Annotated in this window: 15 protein-coding genes; 2 read left to right on the top strand and 13 right to left on the bottom strand. The window is 63.1% G+C overall.

Annotated elements, in window-relative coordinates:
• Positions 1-276: 276 nt before the first annotated feature.
• The 13 genes from G7047_RS05970 to G7047_RS05910 form a co-directional block, all read right to left on the bottom strand.
• Positions 277-1,185, bottom strand: a complete 909-nt coding sequence (locus G7047_RS05970; RefSeq protein ID WP_166302083.1) for a DMT family transporter — start codon at positions 1,183-1,185, stop codon at positions 277-279.
• Positions 1,186-1,556: 371 nt separating this feature from the next.
• A complete protein-coding gene (locus G7047_RS05965) occupies positions 1,557-2,240 on the bottom strand; it encodes an ABC transporter ATP-binding protein (protein WP_166302080.1) in 684 nt (227 codons plus the stop codon).
• Positions 2,241-2,244: 4 nt separating this feature from the next.
• A complete protein-coding gene (locus tag G7047_RS05960; protein WP_166302077.1) occupies positions 2,245-3,918 on the bottom strand; it encodes an iron ABC transporter permease in 1,674 nt (557 codons plus the stop codon).
• Positions 3,919-3,952: 34 nt separating this feature from the next.
• On the bottom strand, positions 3,953-4,999 hold the full coding sequence (locus tag G7047_RS05955; protein ID WP_166302074.1) for a Fe(3+) ABC transporter substrate-binding protein: 1,047 nt from the start codon (positions 4,997-4,999) through the stop codon (positions 3,953-3,955).
• Between the two features lie 158 nt (positions 5,000-5,157).
• Complete coding sequence (locus G7047_RS05950) at positions 5,158-6,993, bottom strand: acyl-CoA dehydrogenase (RefSeq protein WP_166302071.1); 1,836 nt, start codon at positions 6,991-6,993, stop codon at positions 5,158-5,160.
• 200 nt (positions 6,994-7,193) lie between these two features.
• Complete coding sequence (locus G7047_RS05945; RefSeq protein WP_166302068.1) at positions 7,194-8,369, bottom strand: acetyl-CoA C-acyltransferase; 1,176 nt, start codon at positions 8,367-8,369, stop codon at positions 7,194-7,196.
• 61 nt (positions 8,370-8,430) lie between these two features.
• The gene (locus G7047_RS05940; protein ID WP_166302065.1) at positions 8,431-10,533 is read right to left on the bottom strand and encodes a 3-hydroxyacyl-CoA dehydrogenase NAD-binding domain-containing protein; all 2,103 of its coding nucleotides are present in this window, start codon (positions 10,531-10,533) and stop codon (positions 8,431-8,433) included.
• Positions 10,534-10,671: 138 nt separating this feature from the next.
• On the bottom strand, positions 10,672-11,226 hold the full coding sequence (locus G7047_RS05935; protein ID WP_166302062.1) for a peroxiredoxin: 555 nt from the start codon (positions 11,224-11,226) through the stop codon (positions 10,672-10,674).
• Positions 11,227-11,352: 126 nt separating this feature from the next.
• On the bottom strand, positions 11,353-12,066 hold the full coding sequence (locus G7047_RS05930; protein WP_166302059.1) for an ABC transporter ATP-binding protein: 714 nt from the start codon (positions 12,064-12,066) through the stop codon (positions 11,353-11,355).
• Entirely contained in the window at positions 12,063-12,848 is a 786-nt protein-coding gene (locus G7047_RS05925; RefSeq protein ID WP_166302056.1) for an ABC transporter ATP-binding protein, read from the bottom strand. The genes G7047_RS05930 and G7047_RS05925 overlap by 4 nt, the downstream gene beginning before the upstream one ends.
• The gene (locus G7047_RS05920) at positions 12,845-14,092 is read right to left on the bottom strand and encodes a branched-chain amino acid ABC transporter permease (RefSeq protein WP_166302053.1); all 1,248 of its coding nucleotides are present in this window, start codon (positions 14,090-14,092) and stop codon (positions 12,845-12,847) included. The genes G7047_RS05925 and G7047_RS05920 overlap by 4 nt, the downstream gene beginning before the upstream one ends.
• On the bottom strand, positions 14,089-15,042 hold the full coding sequence (locus G7047_RS05915) for a branched-chain amino acid ABC transporter permease (protein ID WP_166302050.1): 954 nt from the start codon (positions 15,040-15,042) through the stop codon (positions 14,089-14,091). The genes G7047_RS05920 and G7047_RS05915 overlap by 4 nt, the downstream gene beginning before the upstream one ends.
• 92 nt (positions 15,043-15,134) lie before the next feature.
• Complete coding sequence (locus tag G7047_RS05910; protein WP_166302047.1) at positions 15,135-16,772, bottom strand: 3-(methylthio)propionyl-CoA ligase; 1,638 nt, start codon at positions 16,770-16,772, stop codon at positions 15,135-15,137.
• A 189-nt stretch (positions 16,773-16,961) separates the two neighbouring features.
• Here G7047_RS05910 and G7047_RS05905 point away from each other — a divergent pair, with 189 nt between their 5' ends.
• Both G7047_RS05905 and msrB read left to right on the top strand, forming a co-directional pair.
• Positions 16,962-18,464, top strand: coding sequence for a YdiU family protein (locus tag G7047_RS05905; RefSeq protein ID WP_166302044.1), 1,503 nt, complete (start codon positions 16,962-16,964; stop codon positions 18,462-18,464).
• Positions 18,461-18,871 (top strand): peptide-methionine (R)-S-oxide reductase MsrB, encoded by a 411-nt coding sequence (gene msrB / locus G7047_RS05900; protein WP_166302041.1) that lies wholly within the window; start codon positions 18,461-18,463, stop codon positions 18,869-18,871. The genes G7047_RS05905 and msrB overlap by 4 nt, the downstream gene beginning before the upstream one ends.
• Positions 18,872-18,876 lie beyond the last annotated feature (5 nt).

The raw sequence follows: 18,876 nt of genomic DNA, 5'->3' as shown, positions 1-18,876 counted from the left end.
CAGTCAATAAATCGCACGGCACTCGCACTCCAACATCTCGCGATGTCGCGAGATGAGCGCCACGAGCGAAGCGACGTGCCGAATATTCCTTTTATGAAAACTCTAACTCGCGGCGGTTGCCCGAACGGAGCGACGTAGTCGCGCAGTAAGTTCTGCCGCGGGTACTGAAAAGCGCGTTTTGGGTTACCTTTTGCGCGCAAGCAAAAGGTGACTCCGCCGCCGGGCGGAACTCCCGGCCTCCGCGCCCCCCTGCAGGCGCTGAAAAAAAGAAGAAATCTACGTCGAAGCAACGCTCGAAGGCTTCCGATGCACCACCACTACCCCCGCCAAAACACACACCATCCCCAACACAACAAGCGCACTCATCGCATTCCCCAACACCAAAAAATCCAACCCCGCTGTCACCGCCGGCACCAGATAAAACAAGCTGGTCACATTGACCAGATTCCCACCCTGGATCAGCCTGTAGAGCAACAACTGAGCAAACACCGAAGTGACGATGGCGAGAAACAGCACTGGCAGCCAGAAGCTCCAGTTCATCTCCCAACGCAGCGGCTGCACCCGTGCAAAGGCAGCGCAGACCAGCAAGGTCACGATGTATTGCAGCGGTAAGACCTGCTGCGGCGATTGCTGAACGCGTTTTTGCAGCAGCGATCCGGTGGTGATGCACAAGAGCGCACCCAGCGCGAAGGCCATGCCGGTGACGTCAAAGCCGGTGCGCATGAGGCTCTGCCAGACGACCATCACGAGACCGACCAATGCCAGCAGCAGGCCGCACAGGCGCATCGCCGTGAAGCGACGCTCCAACAACAAAAGAGTCAAAACTGGCTGCACGCCGAGCACTACGGCGAGCATGCCGGGAGTGATGCCCATGGACATGGATTCAAAGTAGCAGACCGAGTAGCCCGCGATCATCACCAAGCCTGCGATGGCGATGCGTTTGCGGGTGCCGGGTTCGGGCAGCCAGCGGCGTGGGTTGCCGATCACCGCCAGCAGCACGAGCAAGGCGATGGCATATCGTGCAATGAGCACAGCCGACGCACTGCCGTGGTCCAGGGCCCATCTCGTCACGATGGCGGAGCTGCCCCAGAGGATGACGAACGCGCATGCAGCGACGGTTCCGGACCAAGCCCCGAGGCGTTGGCCTACGGAATCAAACTTTGAAGAAGAAGTAGAAAAAGACATGAAAGATCTCACCTGCTATCCAGACATTGAGTCTGGAAAGAACCAACGAAAAAGCAGGTCACGCCAAAACGCACGCGGATGCACGCAAGGCTCAAGCAGCCTATGCAAGCGAATCAGAAAACGAAAACGGAAAAGAAAAGGCGTGACCAGACCATCAAACCGCGATTTACCCGAGAACGGGTGGCGGATTGGCTGCAACCGCTGTGGGGGGCGGTGGTGCCAAGGTCATGGCAGGCGAAGGCGTGTTGGGAGAATGGTCAAAGCAACGCACGTGCGCGCCAACCGGAGAAATTCCGGTGACGAGGCAATCGAGAGAGAATGCGTTGCGCAATGACATGAAGCCAGTATAGGGCATGCCAATCGTGGTCCGATCAGTGCGAACCCGGATTCTGAGCGCCGTCCGCGAGCGGGTGCATGACGAGCATGGAATCGGCCATGGTGTGGGCTTCGTGCTCGTTGTGGGTGACTAGCACGGCCGTCTGGCCGGTCTGCTTGAGGATGTCACGCACCTCGATGGTCAGGCGTTCGCGCGTAGCCGCGTCGAGGTTGGAAAACGGCTCGTCGAGCAGCAGCAAGGCGGGCGACGGCGCAAGCGCGCGCGCCAGTGCCACGCGCTGCTGCTGGCCACCGGAGAGCTCATGCGGGTACTTCTTTGCGGCGTCGCGCAGACCCACGAGCGCGAGCAGTTCGTCGCAGCGGGCGTGCTGTTCAGCATGGCTTTGGCGGCGCAGGCCGAAGACCACGTTCTGCGCGACCGTGAGGTGCGGGAACAGGCCGTATTCCTGGAACATCATGCCGACATGGCGCTTCTCTGGCGGCAGATGCACGGATGGCGACGACAGCACCGCGTCGCCGAGCCGGATCTCGCCGCCCTGCACCGGCTCGAAGCCCGCAATCGCACGCAGCACCGAGGTTTTGCCGCAACCCGAGGGGCCAAACAGGCAGGCGATGCCGCCCGATTCGACCACGAGCGCGAAGTCGCGCACGACCGGATGCGGGCCGCGCGGCGTGTCGTAGGAGAGGCTCAGGTGGTCGATTTGCAGGGCGGCCGTCATGTCGTCATTCCGGGTGATTTTCCAAAGGTTGCGCGCCCGGCTGCAGCTGGGTCCTCGCGAGCAATACCACGGGCAGCAGGCCCGCGACCACGATCAGCAAGGCCGCTACCGCCCCCTCTTCATAGGTGCCGCGCGCGGCCTCGGCGTAGAGCCAGGTGGCGAGCGTATCGAAGTTCGCGGGGCGCAGCAGCAGCGTAGCGGGCAGCTCCTTCATCGCATCGACGAACACCAGCAGCGCGCTGGTCGCGATGGCGGGTCGCAGCAGCGGCAAATGCACGCGCAGCAGCGTGCCAAAGGCCGTCTCGCCCAACAGGCGCGAGGCCTGTTCCAGCGTCGCGGGAATGCGCTGCAGCCCGGACTCGATACCGCCCACGGGGATCACCAGAAAGCGGATGCAGCAGGCCACGACCAACACGACACCAAGCGCCATCAACGGCAGCCCCGGCAGATGCAGCAAGCGCGCGATACCGGCATCCATCGCCAGCGCGGGGGTGAGCAACCCAATCGCGAGCACAGTGCCAGGGATCGCATAGCCGAGCGTTGCGACGCGGGCCTGCCAGCGCGACGGCGCACGCGTGCTCACGCTGTTGCGCGTGGCCCAGGCGACGATGAGGCCGGCGATCACGGTCACCACCGTCACGCCCAGCGCGAGCGTCAGCGTGTTGCCAAGACTCATCCACAGGCCGGTGGAAACGCCCTGCCCCTGGCTCAGTCGTTTGTAGCTTTCCCAGCACAGATAAGCGGCGGGTGCGGCGAAGCCAATCAGCACCGGCACAGTGGTGAACAGCGCGGCCAGCCATGCCTTCACGCCATGCAGGCGCTCGGGCTGGATCGCACGCATGCGCTGTGCCGAGCCGTAGCGCTGATGGCGGCGCGCATGGCGCTCCATCCACACCAGCGCAACGACGACGAGCAGCATCGAGCACGCGATCTGCGCGGCTCCGGCCAGATCGGTGCGAGTGATCCAGGTGGTGTAGACCGCCACGGTGAGCGTGTTGACGCCGAGGAATTCGGACGCGCCGATGTCGTTGAGCGTCTCCAGCAGCGCAAGGCTCAGGCCCACAGCCAGCGCCGGTCGTGCCATCGGCAGGGCCACCCGGCGGAACGCGCCCCAGCGACTTTCGCCGAGCATGCGCGCAGCCTCCATCAGATGCGCGGGTTGCGTCATGAACATGGCACGCGCGGTCATGTAGACATAGGGGTAGAGCACAAAGCCGAGCACAAATACCGCGCCCCCCATCGAGCGCAGATCGGGCAGCCGCCATTCGCGCGGACTGCTGTAGCCCAGCATCCAGCGCAGCGCGCCCTGCACCGGGCCGATGGGGTGCAGCAGATCGAGATACGCGAACGCGACGATGTACGCAGGCATCGCCAGCGGCAACAGCAGCGCCCAGTGCAGCACCTTGCGGCCGGGAAAATCATGCGCACTGACCAGCCACGCGCAGCCGGTGCCGATCACCAGCGTGAGCACGCCCACGCCCGCCATCAGCAGCGCGGTGTTGAGCGCCGCATCGGGCAGCACGTACTGCACCAGATGCGTCCAGTGCGCCCAATCGGCACCAAGGGCAAGCCAGATCAGCGACACCACAGGCGCAAGCACCCCCAGCGCGATCAGCACCGATGTGCCCTGCCACAAAGCACCAACGGGACGCCGGCGAAAAGCCGAGCGCCCCGTCATGGGTGTTGGGTCAGAAAGCGGGGTCGTGGCCGACTCAGCGGTCAAAGCCCACCTTGTCCACCAGCGCGCTTGCCTGCTTACGGTGCTTGGCGATTTCGGTCAGCGGCAGCGGATCGATCTTCAGCTCGCCAATGGACTGCGCGACCACCGGATCAAGCGCCACGCCCTTGCGCACCGGGTGCTCGTAGTTGGCCTGGGCATACATGTTCTGTGCGGGCTCAGAGACCAGGAACTCCAGCAGCTTGACTGCATTGGCACGCTGCGGCGCGTGCTTGGCGACGGATGCGCCGGAGATGTTGACGTGCGTGCCGCCGCTCTTTTCGTTGGCGAAGGTCGGCTTGATGACCTTGATCGCATCGCCCCACTTGCGCGCGTCCGTGCCTTCTTTGGAGGCCTTCATGTGGCCCACGTAGTAGGTGTTGGCGAGGCCAATGTCGCAGATGCCGCCCAGAATGTCGCGCGCCACGTCGCGGTCGCCGCCGGTGGCCTTGCGCGCCAGATTGTTCTTCACGCCGCGCAGCCACTGCTCGGTCTTGGCCTCGCCGTCATGCGCGATCATCGCGGCAATCAGGCCGGTGTTGTAAGGATGCTGGCCCGCTCGGATGCAGACCTTGCCTTTCCACTTGGGATCGGCCAGATCTTCGTAGCGGAAGCTCTTGAGCGCCAGATTCTTCTCGGCATACAGCACGCGCGCACGCAAAGACAGCGAATACCACGAGCCATCGGCTCCGCGCAGGTTCGCGGGGATCGCGGAATCAAGCGCGGCGGACTTCACCGGCTGCGTCACACCACCTTCCACCAGATCAAGCAGATTGCCCGCGTCCACCGTCATCAGCACGTCGGCGGGCGAGCGCTCGCCCTCCGCCTTCACCCTCTCGAGCAAGCCGTCCTTCACGAACACCGTATTCACCTTGATCTTGCTCTGCGCGGTGAACGCAGCCAGCAGCGGCTGGATCAGCGCAGGCTCACGCGTCGTGTAGACCGTCACCTCGTCGGCTGCGGCCTGAGCAGGTACGGCAACCATGGCTGCCAAGGCGGCCAGCGCAGCCACCGTCAAAGCGAAAGAAAAGCGATGCTTCATGTCGAGTCCCAAAGTGTTTGTGAACGCCGTTGGCGCAGCGCCCGCAGGGAGCGCCTCGTACCGGAATGCCGCGAATAGTAATGGTTCTCAACACAAGCGTGTGAACTAACCCCCAGACAGCGAGGGCTCAATACCCTGCGTCGGGCTCTTAACAGCCCTCAGAATGCATCCACCTCCATGTCCGCACAGGTCATGTCACGAGCCCGCACCACCTGCAGCCAGGCACCGATCTTGGGCAGCTCGTAGCCGAAGAAAAAGCGCATCGCGCTTACACGGCCGACGTTGCGCTGGTCGGAGAGCGCCGCATCCCTTTCCAGCGCACTGCACGCCACATCCAGCCACATCCACGCGATCACCATGTGACCGAAGGCCTGCATATAGGGCACGGCATTGGCCAGCGCCTCGTCCGCATTCTCGTTGGCCCATGCGGCCTTGGTGGCGGAGCCCACATCGGCGAGCGCACGCGTCAGCGCATTCGCATGGCCTGAGAGCGATGCATGCGCCATGGCCTTCTGGATGGTGGCGTTCACCGTCTCGGCCAACAGCTTGAGGCCCGAGCCGCCCAGCATGCGCACCTTGCGGCCCAGCAGATCGGCTGCCTGTATGCCGTGCGTGCCTTCGTGGATCATATTCAGACGGTTATCGCGCCAGTACTGTTCGACCGGAAAATCGCGCGTGTAGCCATAACCGCCATGCACTTGGATCGCAAGTGAATTCGCCTCAAGACACCATTCGCTCGGCCAGCTCTTGGCAATCGGCGTGAGCACTTCGAGCAGCAGCTTGGCGCGTCCAGCCTCGTCCACAGGCGCAGTGCGGCCCTCGTCAACCAGCTTCGCGCAATAGAGATTGAGCGCCAACGCCCCTTCGCCATAGGCCTTCTGCGCAAGCAGCATGCGCTTCACATCCGCGTGCGCGATGATGGGCACGGGCGGCTGCGACGCGTCCTTGCCGCCCTGCCCCACGGGCCGCCCCTGTATGCGCGTCTTCGCATAGTCGAGACTCGCGTAATAGCCCGCAAGCCCCAGCATGGTCGCCGCCATGCCGATGGCGATGCGCGCCTCGTTCATCATGTGAAACATGTTCTTGAGCCCCTCGCCGGGCTGGCCGACCAGATAGCCGATCGCCCCCGCCTTGCCGCGCACGGGATACCTGCCCTCGCCAAAATTCAGCAGCGTATTGGTCGTGCCGCGCCAGCCGAGCTTGTGGTTCAGCCCCGCCAGCGCCACATCGTTGCGCTCGCCGGTCAGCTCGCCGCGCTCGTTCACCAGATGCTTGGGCACGATGAACAGCGAGATCCCCTTCACGCCCGCCACCAGCCTGCCATCCGCATCGGGAATCTTGGCGAGCACCAGATGCACGATGTTCTCAGTCAGTTCATGCTCGCCCGCGCTGATCCACATCTTGTTGCCACGCAGCCGATAACGTGCACCGAGCGCATCGCCCTCAACCCCCTCCCCATCCGGCTCGGCCCGCGTCGCGATGTCGCTGAGCGACGACCCCGCCTGAGGCTCCGACAGCGCCATCGTTCCGGCCCATTGCCCACTGAACTCATTGGCCGCAAACACGCGCTGCTGCACAGGCGACCCCGCGACCAGAATCGCATTGGCATTCGCCGACGTCAGCATGCTGGTGTTGATGCTGACCGACGCACACGCAAAGAACCCATTCGCCGCCGCCTCCACCACATAAGGCAACTGCATGCCGCCCAGCTCATAGTCCTGCGCGGCACTCAGCATCCCGCTCTGCGCATAGGCCAGGCGCGCGTCGTAAGTGCACTGAGGCAGCACCACCCGCTCACCATCGAAATGCGGCTCCTGCACGTCAACGGTGCGATTGAACGGCGCAAACTTCTCGCGCGCGATGCGTTCGCAGGTATCGAGCACGGCATCGAAGGTCTCGCGCGAATGATCCGCAAAGCGCTCGCGCTGCGTGAGCGAAGTGGCGCATAGCCAGTCATTCAAAAGAAAATCAACGGTAAAACGAAGAGCGCTCATGAAAACTCAATCAAAAGTTAGAACGTTCCGGGCCCCCAAACAGCGGGCCCAAGCAGAGTAAAAAATCGCCGGAACTGATAGCCACAATGCCAAGACAGCCCCTCAGGCTAGGCGTCGAAGCCGATCAGGCTTCGTAAAGCCCAAAAAAAAGCCGCCTGCGTCAATCACACAAGCGGCTTCAATCCAACTTAAAGAAACGCTTAGAAAACTTCGAAGACGCCTGCAGCGCCCATGCCGCCGCCTATGCACATGGTGACGCACACCCGCTTGGCGCCGCGTCGCTTGCCTTCAATGAGCGCATGCCCGGTCAGTCGCTGCCCGCTCACCCCATACGGATGCCCCAGCGCAATCGCTCCGCCGTTCACATTCAGACGGTCCGCCGGAATGCCCAGCTTGTCGCGGCAATAAAGCACCTGCACGGCAAAGGCTTCGTTCAGCTCCCACAGGTCGATGTCATTGACCGTGAGCCCCAGCTTCTTGAGCACCTTGGGCACCGCAAACACCGGGCCGATGCCCATCTCGTCGGGCTCGCAACCAGCCACCGCGAAGCCGAGAAAGCGGCCCAGCGGCTTGAGGTTCTTGCGGCTCGCGTAGTCTTCGCTCACCACCACGCAGGCACCCGCGCCGTCGGAGAACTGGCTCGCGTTGCCGGCCGTCACCACACCCCCAGGCAGTGCCGACTTCAAACCGCTGATGCCTTCCTTGGTTGTGCCTTCGCGCAGACCTTCGTCCACGCTCAGCGTCACCTCCTTGGTGATCAGGCCAAGGGTCTTGTCGACCACGCCAGCCGTCACAGTGATAGGCGCGATCTCGTCCTTGAACAGCCCAGCCGCCTGTGCGGCGCAGGCCTTCTGCTGACTGCCCGCGCCGTATTCGTCCATCGCGTCGCGGCTGACGTTGTAGCGCTTGGCAACCTGCTCCGCCGTCTGCAGCATGGACCAGAAAACTTCCGGCTTCTGCTTTGCGAGTTGCGGGTCGACCATCATGTGCTGGTTGATCTCCTGCTGCACGCAGGAGATGCTCTCGAGGCCACCAGCCACATACGCATCACCCTCGCCCGCAATCACACGCTGGGCCGCGAGCGCGATGGTCTGCAGGCCGGAGGAGCAAAAACGGTTGATGGTCAGGCCCGACACGCTGACCGGCAGGCCCGCGCGGATGGCGATCTGGCGCGCAATGTTCTGGCCATCGGTGCCTTCGGGGAAGGCGCAGCCCATGATCACGTCTTCAATGTCGGCGGCATCGATGCCCGCGCGCTGCACGGCATGCTGCACCGCATGGCCGCCAAGCGTGGCGCCATAAGTCATGTTGAGGGAGCCCTTCCAGCTCTTGGCGAGCGGGGTGCGGGCGGTGGAGACAATCACTGCGGAGGTCATTGCAATATTCCTTGTGTTCTATGCGTAGATCGGGGGGAAGCGCTCAAGCCGCTCCGCGTTGTCATTCAAACGTCTTGCCTTGCGCGGCCAAGTCGACGATCAGCTTGGACGGTGCCCAGGCCTTGGCGTCGTCGTGCGGATTGCGCGCAAAGCGCTTCATCGCCTGCACTACGTTGAACAGACCGACCTCGCCCGCATAGTGCATCGGGCCGCCGCGCCAGATCGGGAAGCCATAGCCGGTGAGATAGACCATGTCGATGTCGCCGGACTTGGAGGCGATGCCCTCTTCCAGAATCTTCCCGCCTTCGTTGACCAGCGAGAACACCAGACGCTGCACGATCTCGTCATCCGAAATCTTGCGCTGCGCAATGCCCTGCTTGGCACGGTAGTCCTCGATCATCTTGAGCACCACGGCGCTTGGCTTGGCGTCGCGCTTGCCGGCTTCGTAGTCGTACCAGCCCGCGCTGGTCTTCTGGCCAAAGCGGCCCATCTCGCAGAGCAGGTCAGCGGTTCGGCTGTACTTCATGTCGGGCTGCTCGACCGCGCGGCGCTTGCGGATCGCCCAGCCGATGTCGTTGCCCGCCATGTCGATCATGCGGAACGGACCCATCGGGAAACCGAACTTCTCGATCGCCTTGTCCACTTGTTCGGGCGTTGCGCCTTCGTCGAGCAGGAAACCGGCCTGCTGGCTGTAGCGCTCGATCATGCGGTTGCCGATGAAGCCATCGCACACGCCTGAGACCACCGCCGTCTTCTTGATCTTCTTGGCCAACGCCATCACGGTCGCGAGCACGTCCTTGGCGGTCTTCTCTCCGCGCACCACTTCCAGCAGCTTCATCACGTTGGCCGGGCTGAAGAAGTGCATGCCCACCACGTCCTGCGGGCGCTTGGTGAACGAGGCGATCTGGTTCACGTCGAGTGTCGACGTGTTCGATGCCAGGATCGCGCCCTGCTTGGCCACTTCGTCGAGCTTGGAAAACACCTGCTCCTTCACGCCCATGTCTTCGAACACGGCCTCGATGATCAGGTCGCAGTCCTTCAGCTCGTCATAGGCGAGCGAAGTGGACAGCAGCGCCATGCGCGCCTCGTACTTGTCTGCCTTCAGCTTGCCCTTCTTGACCTGCGCTTCGTAGTTCTTGCGAATGATCGCAATGCCGCGATCCAATGCGTCCTGCTTCATCTCCAGAATCGTCACGGGAATGCCCGCGTTCAGGAAATTCATGCTGATGCCGCCACCCATGGTACCCGCACCGATCACGCCCACCTTCTTGATGTCGCGCTTGGGGGTGTCCGACGGCACATCCGGAATCTTCGACGCCGCGCGCTCCGCGAAGAACAGATGGCGCAGCGAGCGCGACTCGGGCGTCATCATCAGGTTCAGGAACAACTCGCGCTCGGTCATCAGACCGTCTTCGAAATTGCGCGATGTCGTAGCTGCCTGCACCGCATCCACACACTTCGGCGGCGCGGGAAAATTCTTGGCCATGCCCTTGACCATGTTGCGCGCGAACTGGAAATACGCCTCGCCTTTGGGATGCTTGCACGGCAGATTGCGCACCAGCGGCAGCGGACGCGCATCAGCCACCGAGCGCGCAAACGCCAGCGCCTCATCGGCCAGCGATTCTTTGGACGCCGCCAGCTTGTCGAACAGCTTCTGGCCGGGGATCATCGCGAGCATATCGCTCTGCACCGTCTCGCCGGTCACGATCATGTTGAGCGCAGGCTCCACACCGATCACGCGCGGCAGACGCTGTGTGCCACCCGCACCCGGCAGAATGCCGAGCTTCACTTCCGGAAGCGCCACCGCACAGCCCGGAGCGCCCACGCGGTAGTGGCAGCCCAGAGCCAGCTCCAGCCCACCGCCCATGCACACCGTGTGGATCGCGGCGACCACCGGCTTGCTGCAGTTCTCCAGCGCGCGGATCACCGAATGCAGATTCGGATCCTGCAGTGACTTCGGCGTGCCGAACTCCTTGATGTCGGCCCCGCCCGAAAACGCGCCCCCCGCGCCCGTGATCACGATGGCCTTGACGGACGCATCGTCCTCCGCCTTCGCCAGACCATCCACGATGCCCTGTCGCGTTGCGAGCCCAAGGCCATTCACTGGCGGGTTGTTCAGGGTGATCACAGCCACGTCTCCGTGGACTTGGTACTCAGCCGTCATTGCTGTTGCTCCTCGGTTTGGAATAGAGAAAAACGAACGGTCGTCCGATTTTCGAAGAGTCTAACGGGAGTGCGTGACGGGGTTTGTCTCAATCGGGACAAACGACAGGAGGCATTGATAAACGATGCCAACGGATTCCTACGGCGCTTTGCCACTCAGCTTCTTCACAGCGGCCAATGTCTTCTCGACATGCGCGGTCGGATCGCTCCCCTCGTGGGTGAAGACGACCTTGCCGTCCTGACCGATCACGTAAGAGATACGATCTGCCATGCTGGGCTGCGCCGCATGCGTGGCGTCGTAGGCGCGGATGGTCTTGGCATCGGGGTCGGACGCGACTGCAAACTGGTCGCGACAGGCCTCGGTCGAGAACTTCTTGAGCGTGTCGATGTCGTCGTGCGAGATCCCCACCACGGTCGCGCCGAGCTGGTTGAACTGCGGCGTGGCCTCGGCGAACGCGTGGGCCTCGAGCGTGCAGCCCTGGGTGAAGGCCTTGGGGAAGAAATACAGCACGACCGGCCCCTTCTTGAGCGTCGCGCTGATGTCGAAGCTGAAGGACTTGCCTGCCAGAGCTGCAGGCGTAGTGAACGCGGGTGCGACATCGCCAAGTTTAAGCGCTGCGTGGGCTTGAGACAGCGCGCCAACGACAAGAAGGCTGGCGATCAGCGTGTGACGGGCGTGGGAAAGAATGCGCATGGGACGGAACTCCAAGTCATCAAATGTGCGAAGGATGTCTGTGTGCGAACAGGACATCGACGGGCTCAATTTAACCGACATCGCCCCGCGCTGCAGATGTTGAGGCCATGAGCCTCCGTACCTGATTCAGATCTCCAGCCAGTCGCGGCGCACGTCGGTATCCTCCTGTAGTCGCCGTGCCGTTCCTTCAAACACGATTTTCCCTGCCCCCATGACGGCCACCCGGTCGGCAATGTCGAGGGCAATGCCGAGTTTCTGCTCGATCAGCAACACCCCGATGCCATGTGCCTTCAGCGTGAGCATATGCTGCGCCACCTGCCGCGCGGTCATCGGCGCGAGGCCTTCGGTGGGTTCGTCGATGATCACTAGCTGCGGGTTGCCCATGAGCGTGCGACACAGCGTGAGCATCTGCTGCTCGCCGCCCGAGAGCACGCCCGCGGAAACGTCGCGGCGGGTGTGCAGCGACGGGAACATCGCGTACATGTCGGCTATGCGCCAGGCTCGTTCGCTTGCGTTTCGCCGTTGCTTCTGCTCGCCGAGCATCAGATTCTGCGCAACGGTCAGCGTGGGGAAAACGTCGCGGTTCTCGGGCACGTAACCGATGCCAGCCTGCGCGATTTCAAAGGTCTTGAGCCCTGCCAGACTGCGGCCCTGCCAACGCATGTCGCCCTGCCATGTCACCTGCCCCATGATGGCCTTGGCAAGCGTCGAGCGGCCCGAGCCATTGCGACCGAGCAGCGCAACGATTTCTCCGGCGCGCACCTCGAGGTCGATGCCGTCCAGCACATGGCGCATGTCGTACATCGCGTGAAGACCCGTGATCTGCAGTCCGGCGCTCATGACAACGCCGCCTCCTCGACCGGCACGCCCAGATAGGCTTCTTGCACCCGCGCGTTGGCGCGGATGCGCTCGGGGGTGTCGAAGGCAATGAGCTCGCCTTGCGCGAGCACGGCGACGCGGTCCGCAAGGCCGAAGACCACGCTCATGTCGTGCTCGACGGTGAGCAGCGTTCGCCCCTCGGTGACGGTGCGGATCAGTGCGGTGAAGCGCTCGGTCTCACTGCGGCTCATGCCGGCCGTGGGCTCGTCGAGCAGGATCACGCTGGCACCGCCCGCGATGGTGATGCCGATTTCGAGCACGCGCTGCTCGGCATAGCTGAGCTGTGATGCAAGCACCGACGCCCGGTCGGCCAGACCCAGCATCTGCAGCAGCTCATGCGTGCGCGCATTGGCATCGCGCGCCTTGGCCAGCAGACGCCAGAACGCGTAGCGATAGCCCATGCGCCAGAGCACGCTGCAACGCAGGTTGTCAAACACACTCATGTTGGAAAACAGATTACTGATCTGAAAGCTGCGCGCGAGGCCAAGGCGATTGATCTCGAACGGACGCTTGGCCGTGATGTCCGCACCATCCAGCAAGACGTTGCCGGAGCTTGCCCGCGCGCAGCCGCTGATCAGATTGAACAGCGTGGACTTGCCCGCACCGTTCGGCCCGATGAAGGCCACGCGTTCACCGTGATGGATGCTGAGGTTCACGTCGCGGATGATCTCGGTGCTGCCAAAGCGCTTGCGCAGATGGCGCAACTCGAGGGCGTGCGGCGCATGGGAGACGTTGGCGTTCATGGCCTTTTCTTCTCCATGTCGAGCACGAATTTTCCAGTCACACCACCCGCCAGCAGCGGCAGAAACATCACGAACCAATCGACGACGCTTTGCACATTCAACGTGCACCCCAAATAGCGCAGCGTCGAATCGATGTCGCCGTCGAGCTGCGCGTGGTAGATCATCTCGATCAGCCCTGCGGCTCCGTAGATCGCGAGCAGGCCGCAGAAGCTGAGGCTCATCACCAAGCCCCATTTGCGGCGCAGGATACCGCTGCGCCACATCCGGAGTAAGGCTGAAATCATGCCCGCCACACCGCCCGGCGCAAACATCACCATCAGCATAAACGCCAGCCCCAGATACAGCAGCCACGCCTTGGTGAGATGCGAGAGCAACACAGTCGACAGCACCATGAGCACCGCGCCGATCACCGGCCCGAAGAAGAAGCCCGCGCCGCCCAGAAAAGTGAACAGCAAATAGGCGGCGGAACGCGCCATGCCGAGGCTGTCAGCGCCGGTGACGATCTCCAGATGAATCGCCGTGAGCGCGCCGCCTATGCCCGCAAAAAAGCCGGATGCAATGAACGCCAGATGCCGCACGCGCTGCGGGTTGTAGCCCACGAATTCGGCACGCACCGGGTTGTCGCGCACGGCGTTAAGCATGCGACCGAGAGGGGTCTGAGTGAACATATAGATCGCCAGCGTGCAGAGCAGACAGTACGCCGCGATCAACCAATAGACCTGAATCGCGGGGCCGAAAGTGAGGCCGAGCAACGGGGCACCGTAGACCCGATTGATCGCGATGCCACCCTCGCCGCCAAAGACCTCGGGGAACATCAGCGCTACCGCCGCCACCAGTTCGCCGATGCCCAGCGTGATCATCGCGAACGTGGTGCCCGCACGCCGCGTGCAGAGAAAGCCGAGCACTGCAGCCACGAGCATGCCCGCCACACCGCCGATCAGTGGCATCAGCACCAGCGGAATCTGAACAGGCAAAGCGCCCCGCGATGCCCATTGAATCGCATGCACCGCCGCAAACGCGCCCATGCCCGAATACACCGCATGGCCAAAGCTCAGCATGCCGCCCTGCCCGAACAGCAGGTTGTACGAGAGGCACAAGATGATGGCGCAGCCGATCTGCGAGAGCACGCTGATCGCGAGGCTGCTGGTGAAGACCAGCGGCGCAATCAGCAGCACGGCGGCCAGCAGCGCGAACGCGATACGCGAGGCCCGCGGAATGCTCGCGGTCTGCATGGTGCTCGTCATCCTTCACGCGCTCCGAGCAGGCCACGCGGGCGCACCGCGAGCATCACCACCAGCAGCAGAAACGGCAGAATCGGCGCGATCTGTGCGACGCTCAGGCGCATCAGCGACGACGCGGCCTGATCGGCACTCACCGCCCAACCGAGCGCGCCCAGCAGTTGCGCAAACGACAGATTGATGCCGACCGCCAGCGTCTGCACCACCCCGATCAGCAGCGAGGCGACGAACGCGCCGGTGAGCGAACCCAGCCCGCCCACGATCACCACCACGAAGATGATAGAGCCCACCGAGGCGGCCATGCCCGGCTCGGTCACATAGGTGTTGCCACCGATCACTCCGGCCAGCCCCGCGAGCGCACAGCCCGCGCCGAACACCAGCATGAACACGCGCGGCACGTTGTGCCCCAGCGCCTCGACCATCTGCGGATGCGTGAGCGCCGCCTGAATCACAAAGCCGATACGTGTGCGCTTGAAGGTGATCCACAGCGCCAACAGCATCAAGACCGCCACCAGCGTGATGAAGGCGCGAGACTTGGGGAAATGCGTGCCGTACAGGCTGAACAGCGGCCCCTGCAGCACCGGCGGCAACTCATACGAAACCACGGAGCGCCCCCAGACGAGCTGCACGATCTCGAGCACCAGATACGACAGCCCGAAGGTCACGAGCAGTTCCGCCACATGGCCCGAGGCGTGCACACGGCGCAGCACAAAGCGCTCGAACGCCGCGCCCGTCAGCCCGACCAGCACGGGGGCCAGCACCAGCGCAGGCCAGAAACCGACCACACCCGACAGCGAGTACCCCAGATACGCCCCTAGCATGTAGAAGCTCGCATGCGCAAAATTCAGCACTCCCATCATGCTGAAGATCAGCGTGAGTCCCGCGCTCAGCATGAACAGCAGCAGGCCGTAGCTGATGCCGTTCAAAAGCGAGATGACGAGGAACTCGAGGCTCATTGCGTAGTGGAGGAAACGAAAGCAGCAACTCTAAATGAAACCGGCGCGCGTTCCGCAAAGAACGCGCGCCGGTTCATCAGGAAGTGATCTGATCAGAGTCCCGGCAGCTTGTAGTCCTTGAGGTCTTCACGGAGCTTGGTCTTGAGCATCTTGCCGGTGGCACCCAGCGGAATCGCATCGACAAACACCACATCATCAGGAATCTGCCACTTGGCGGTCTTGCCTTCGTAGAACTTGAGCAGCTCTTCGCGCGTCAGCTCCTTGCCGGGCTTGAGCGACACGGCGACGATCGGGCGCTCGTCCCACTTGGGGTGCGGCATGCCGATGCAGGCGGCCATCGCGACCGAGGGGTGGGCCATGGCTATGTTCTCGATGTCGATGGAGCTGATCCACTCGCCGCCGGACTTGATCACGTCCTTGGTGCGGTCGGTAATGTGCATGAAGCCGTCGGGGTCGATGGTGGCTACGTCGCCGGTCGGGAACCAGCCCCGGCCATGCGCGTCTTGCACCAGCGGATTGCTGCCCTTGTAGTAGCTCTGCAGCACCCAATGGCCACGCGCCATCAGGTCGCCGTAGCTCTTGCCGTCCCAGGGCTGCTCGTTGCCGTCGGCATTGACGATCTTGAGGTCGACGCCGCAGAACGCGCGGCCCTGCTTTTGCAGCAGCTTCATCTGCTCGTCCTTGGGCAGATTCAGGTGCTTGTTCTTCAGGGTGCTGAGCGAGCCGAGCGGGCTCATCTCGGTCATGCCCCAGGCGTGCAGCACGGTCACGCCGTATTGGTCCTGGAAAGCATCGATCATCGCGGGCGGACAGGCCGAGCCGCCGATGATGGTGCGCTTGAGCGTGTGGAACTTCAGGCCGTTGGCCGCTACATGGTTGAGCAGCATCTGCCAGACCGTGGGTACGCCCGCAGCCATGGTGACCCCCTCGGCCTCGATGAGTTCGTAGACCGATTTGCCATCCAGCGCCGGGCCGGGAAACACCACCTTCGCGCCCGTGAGCGCCGCCATATAAGGCGTGCCCCAAGCATTCACATGGAACATCGGCACGACGGGCAGCACCGCATCGCGCGCAGAAATTCCCATCACATCCGGCAGCGCCGCAGCAAACGCATGCAGCACCGTTGAGCGATGGCTGTAGAGCGCGCCCTTGGGGTTGCCCGTGGTGCCACTGGTGTAGCAAAGACTGGAGGCGGTGTTTTCGTCGAAATCGGGCCAGTCATATTGGTCGGACTGAGTGCCGATCCACGCCTCGTAACTCACGAGATGGGGGATGCCGCTGTCCGCAGGCAGCTTGTCCGCATCGCACAGCGCGATCCACTTCTTCACCGTGGGGCAATGCGCGTGCACAGCCTGGATAATGGGCAGAAAGCTCATGTCGAAGCACATCAGCTGGTCTTCGGCATGGTTGACGATCCAGGCGATCTGCTCGGGATGCAGGCGCGGGTTGACGGTGTGCAGCACGCGCTCGGAACCGCTCACGCCAAAGTACAGCTCCATATGGCGGTAGCCATTCCAGGCGAGCGTCGCCACGCGATCACTGGGGGCGAGTCCTTCGGCGTCAAGCGCGTTGGCGATCTGGCGCGCGCGGCGGGCCAGATCACGGTAGGTATAACGATGGATTTCCCCTTCCACGCGACGCGAGACGATCTCCGCGTCACCATGGTGCCGCTCGGCAAACTGGATCAGGGACGAAATCAACAACGGTTGGCTCTGCATTAAGCCCAGCATGCTTGTGGCTCCTTCATCTTCACAATGATTGTGATGGTTTGATTGATTGATATCGTAGCGATGATTCCAGCGTGCACTTACGTTTTCCTGTCACTTTCGCGCAAAACGCTATTGCTGCATCGCAGCATCAACTAACGATCTATGGCCCCAGCCCTGACGGGACTTGAATTTCAGGCGGACAATCAATCCATGACCTCTGACCCCGCCGCCGCATCGACGTCTCAATCCCAATCCAAATCCCTTTTCAAGACTGCGGATTTCGCCGGACTGGGCAAGCAGTTCTACACCGCGCTGCAGCCCACGCCACTGCCCGATCCGCACTGGGTGGCGCGCAATCCCGCCGTCGCGCGGCTCGCAGGCATCGACCCTGAATGGCTAGAGACCGACGAGGCGCTGCAGGTGCTAGCAGGCAATGCCGTGCTGCCGGGTACCCAGCCCATCGCCACGGTCTACAGCGGTCACCAGTTCGGCGTCTGGGCCGGGCAGTTGGGCGATGGCCGGGCGATTTTGCTCGGCGAGACCAGCAACGATGAGGAAATCCAGCTCAAGGGCGCGGGCCGCACACCCTACTCCCGCATGGGCGACGGCCGCGCCGTGCTGCGCTCGTCGATCCGCGAATATCTCTGCAGCGAGGCCATGCACGGGCTCGGCATCCCCACCACGCGGGCGATGGCTCTCATCGGCTCGCCCGCGCCGGTCTACCGCGAGGAGCCCGAAACCGCCGCCGTGGTGACCCGCGTGTCGCCGAGCTTCATCCGCTTCGGGCATTTCGAGCATTTCTCGTCGCGCAAGGACACGCACTCACTGCGCCAGCTGGCCGATCACGTCATCGACCATTTCTACCCCGAGTGCCGCAGCGGCGGAGCGTTCGAAAACAACACCTACGCCAATCTGCTGCAGGCGGTGAGCGAGCGCACGGCCGCCCTGCTCGCCCAGTGGCAGGCCGTGGGCTTCTGCCATGGCGTGATGAACACCGACAACATGAGCATCCTCGGGCTGACCATCGACTACGGGCCGTTCCAGTTTCTCGACGCCTACGTGCCCGGCCATGTCTGCAACCACAGCGACAGCCAAGGCCGCTATGCCTTCGACCAGCAGCCGAGCGTCGCCTACTGGAACCTGCTGTGCCTCGCCCAGGCGCTGTTGCCGCTGGTCGGGGATGTCGAGACCGCACGCGCGGCCGCCGCCAGCTATCCCGAGGTGTTCGGCCACGAGTTCAAGCTGCGCATGGCGATCAAGCTTGGCCTGCCAGCCACTGCCTTGCGCTCGCCCGAATTCGTCGAGCTGCTGCAGTCGCTTCTGAACCTGATGGCGCAGGACGCCGTGGACTACACCATCTTCTGGCGCCGCCTGTCGCTGGTGGTGAACCGGCAGGCCGACAATGAGACCCTGCGCGACATCGTCCTGCAGCGCGAGGTGCTGGACGCATGGCTGGTGCGCTATCGTGAACTTCTCGCCGTTCATGGCGATCCCAAGGCACAGGCCGACATGCTCACGACCAACCCGCGCTTCGTGCTGCGCAACCACGTGGGCGAGATCGCGATACGCGCGGCGACACAAGGGGATTTCTCCACAGTGAATACACTTCAGGACATCCTGACATCGCCTTTTGACGAACACCCCGGGCAGGACAGCTTTGCGGATTTCCCGCCGGACTGGGCCTCCCACATTTCCATCAGTTGCTCTTCATGACATACAGCATTGAAAAAACTGACGCCGATTGGCAGCAGACCCTGCGTGACAAGGGCGCAGAACCGCGCGCCTTCGAGGTCACGCGCCACGCCGCCACCGAGCGTCCGTTCACCGGTAAGTACGAAGCCTTCTGGGACGACGGCAGCTACCACTGTATCTGCTGCGGCAACAAGCTGTTCGACTCGTTCACCAAGTTCGACGCGGGCTGCGGCTGGCCCAGTTTCTCGGAAGCCGTTCCCGGATCCATCAAGGAAATCGTTGACCACACCCACGGCATGGTCCGCACCGAAACCGTGTGCGCCCGGTGCGGTGCTCATCTGGGCCATGTGTTCCCCGACGGCCCCGCCCCCACAGGCCTGCGCTACTGCATGAACTCGGCCTCGCTGGATTTCGATCCACAGAAATGACGCCA

The organism is Diaphorobacter sp. HDW4A, assembly GCF_011305995.1.
In the GTDB taxonomy this organism is placed as follows: Bacteria; Pseudomonadota; Gammaproteobacteria; order Burkholderiales; family Burkholderiaceae_C; genus Diaphorobacter_A.
This window is presented reverse-complemented; position numbering and strand designations above follow the sequence as displayed.

Coding starts and splice junctions, on each gene's coding strand:
- G7047_RS05970 (WP_166302083.1), bottom strand. CDS start 1,185: ATGTCTTTTTCTACTTCTTCTTCAAAGTTTGATTCCGTAGGCCAACGC.
- G7047_RS05965 (WP_166302080.1), bottom strand. CDS start 2,240: ATGACGGCCGCCCTGCAAATCGACCACCTGAGCCTCTCCTACGACACG.
- G7047_RS05960 (WP_166302077.1), bottom strand. CDS start 3,918: ATGACGGGGCGCTCGGCTTTTCGCCGGCGTCCCGTTGGTGCTTTGTGG.
- G7047_RS05955 (WP_166302074.1), bottom strand. CDS start 4,999: ATGAAGCATCGCTTTTCTTTCGCTTTGACGGTGGCTGCGCTGGCCGCC.
- G7047_RS05950 (WP_166302071.1), bottom strand. CDS start 6,993: ATGAGCGCTCTTCGTTTTACCGTTGATTTTCTTTTGAATGACTGGCTA.
- G7047_RS05945 (WP_166302068.1), bottom strand. CDS start 8,369: ATGACCTCCGCAGTGATTGTCTCCACCGCCCGCACCCCGCTCGCCAAG.
- G7047_RS05940 (WP_166302065.1), bottom strand. CDS start 10,533: ATGACGGCTGAGTACCAAGTCCACGGAGACGTGGCTGTGATCACCCTG.
- G7047_RS05935 (WP_166302062.1), bottom strand. CDS start 11,226: ATGCGCATTCTTTCCCACGCCCGTCACACGCTGATCGCCAGCCTTCTT.
- G7047_RS05930 (WP_166302059.1), bottom strand. CDS start 12,066: ATGAGCGCCGGACTGCAGATCACGGGTCTTCACGCGATGTACGACATG.
- G7047_RS05925 (WP_166302056.1), bottom strand. CDS start 12,848: ATGAACGCCAACGTCTCCCATGCGCCGCACGCCCTCGAGTTGCGCCAT.
- G7047_RS05920 (WP_166302053.1), bottom strand. CDS start 14,092: ATGACGAGCACCATGCAGACCGCGAGCATTCCGCGGGCCTCGCGTATC.
- G7047_RS05915 (WP_166302050.1), bottom strand. CDS start 15,042: ATGAGCCTCGAGTTCCTCGTCATCTCGCTTTTGAACGGCATCAGCTAC.
- G7047_RS05910 (WP_166302047.1), bottom strand. CDS start 16,772: ATGCTGGGCTTAATGCAGAGCCAACCGTTGTTGATTTCGTCCCTGATC.
- G7047_RS05905 (WP_166302044.1), top strand. CDS start 16,962: ATGACCTCTGACCCCGCCGCCGCATCGACGTCTCAATCCCAATCCAAA.
- msrB (WP_166302041.1), top strand. CDS start 18,461: ATGACATACAGCATTGAAAAAACTGACGCCGATTGGCAGCAGACCCTG.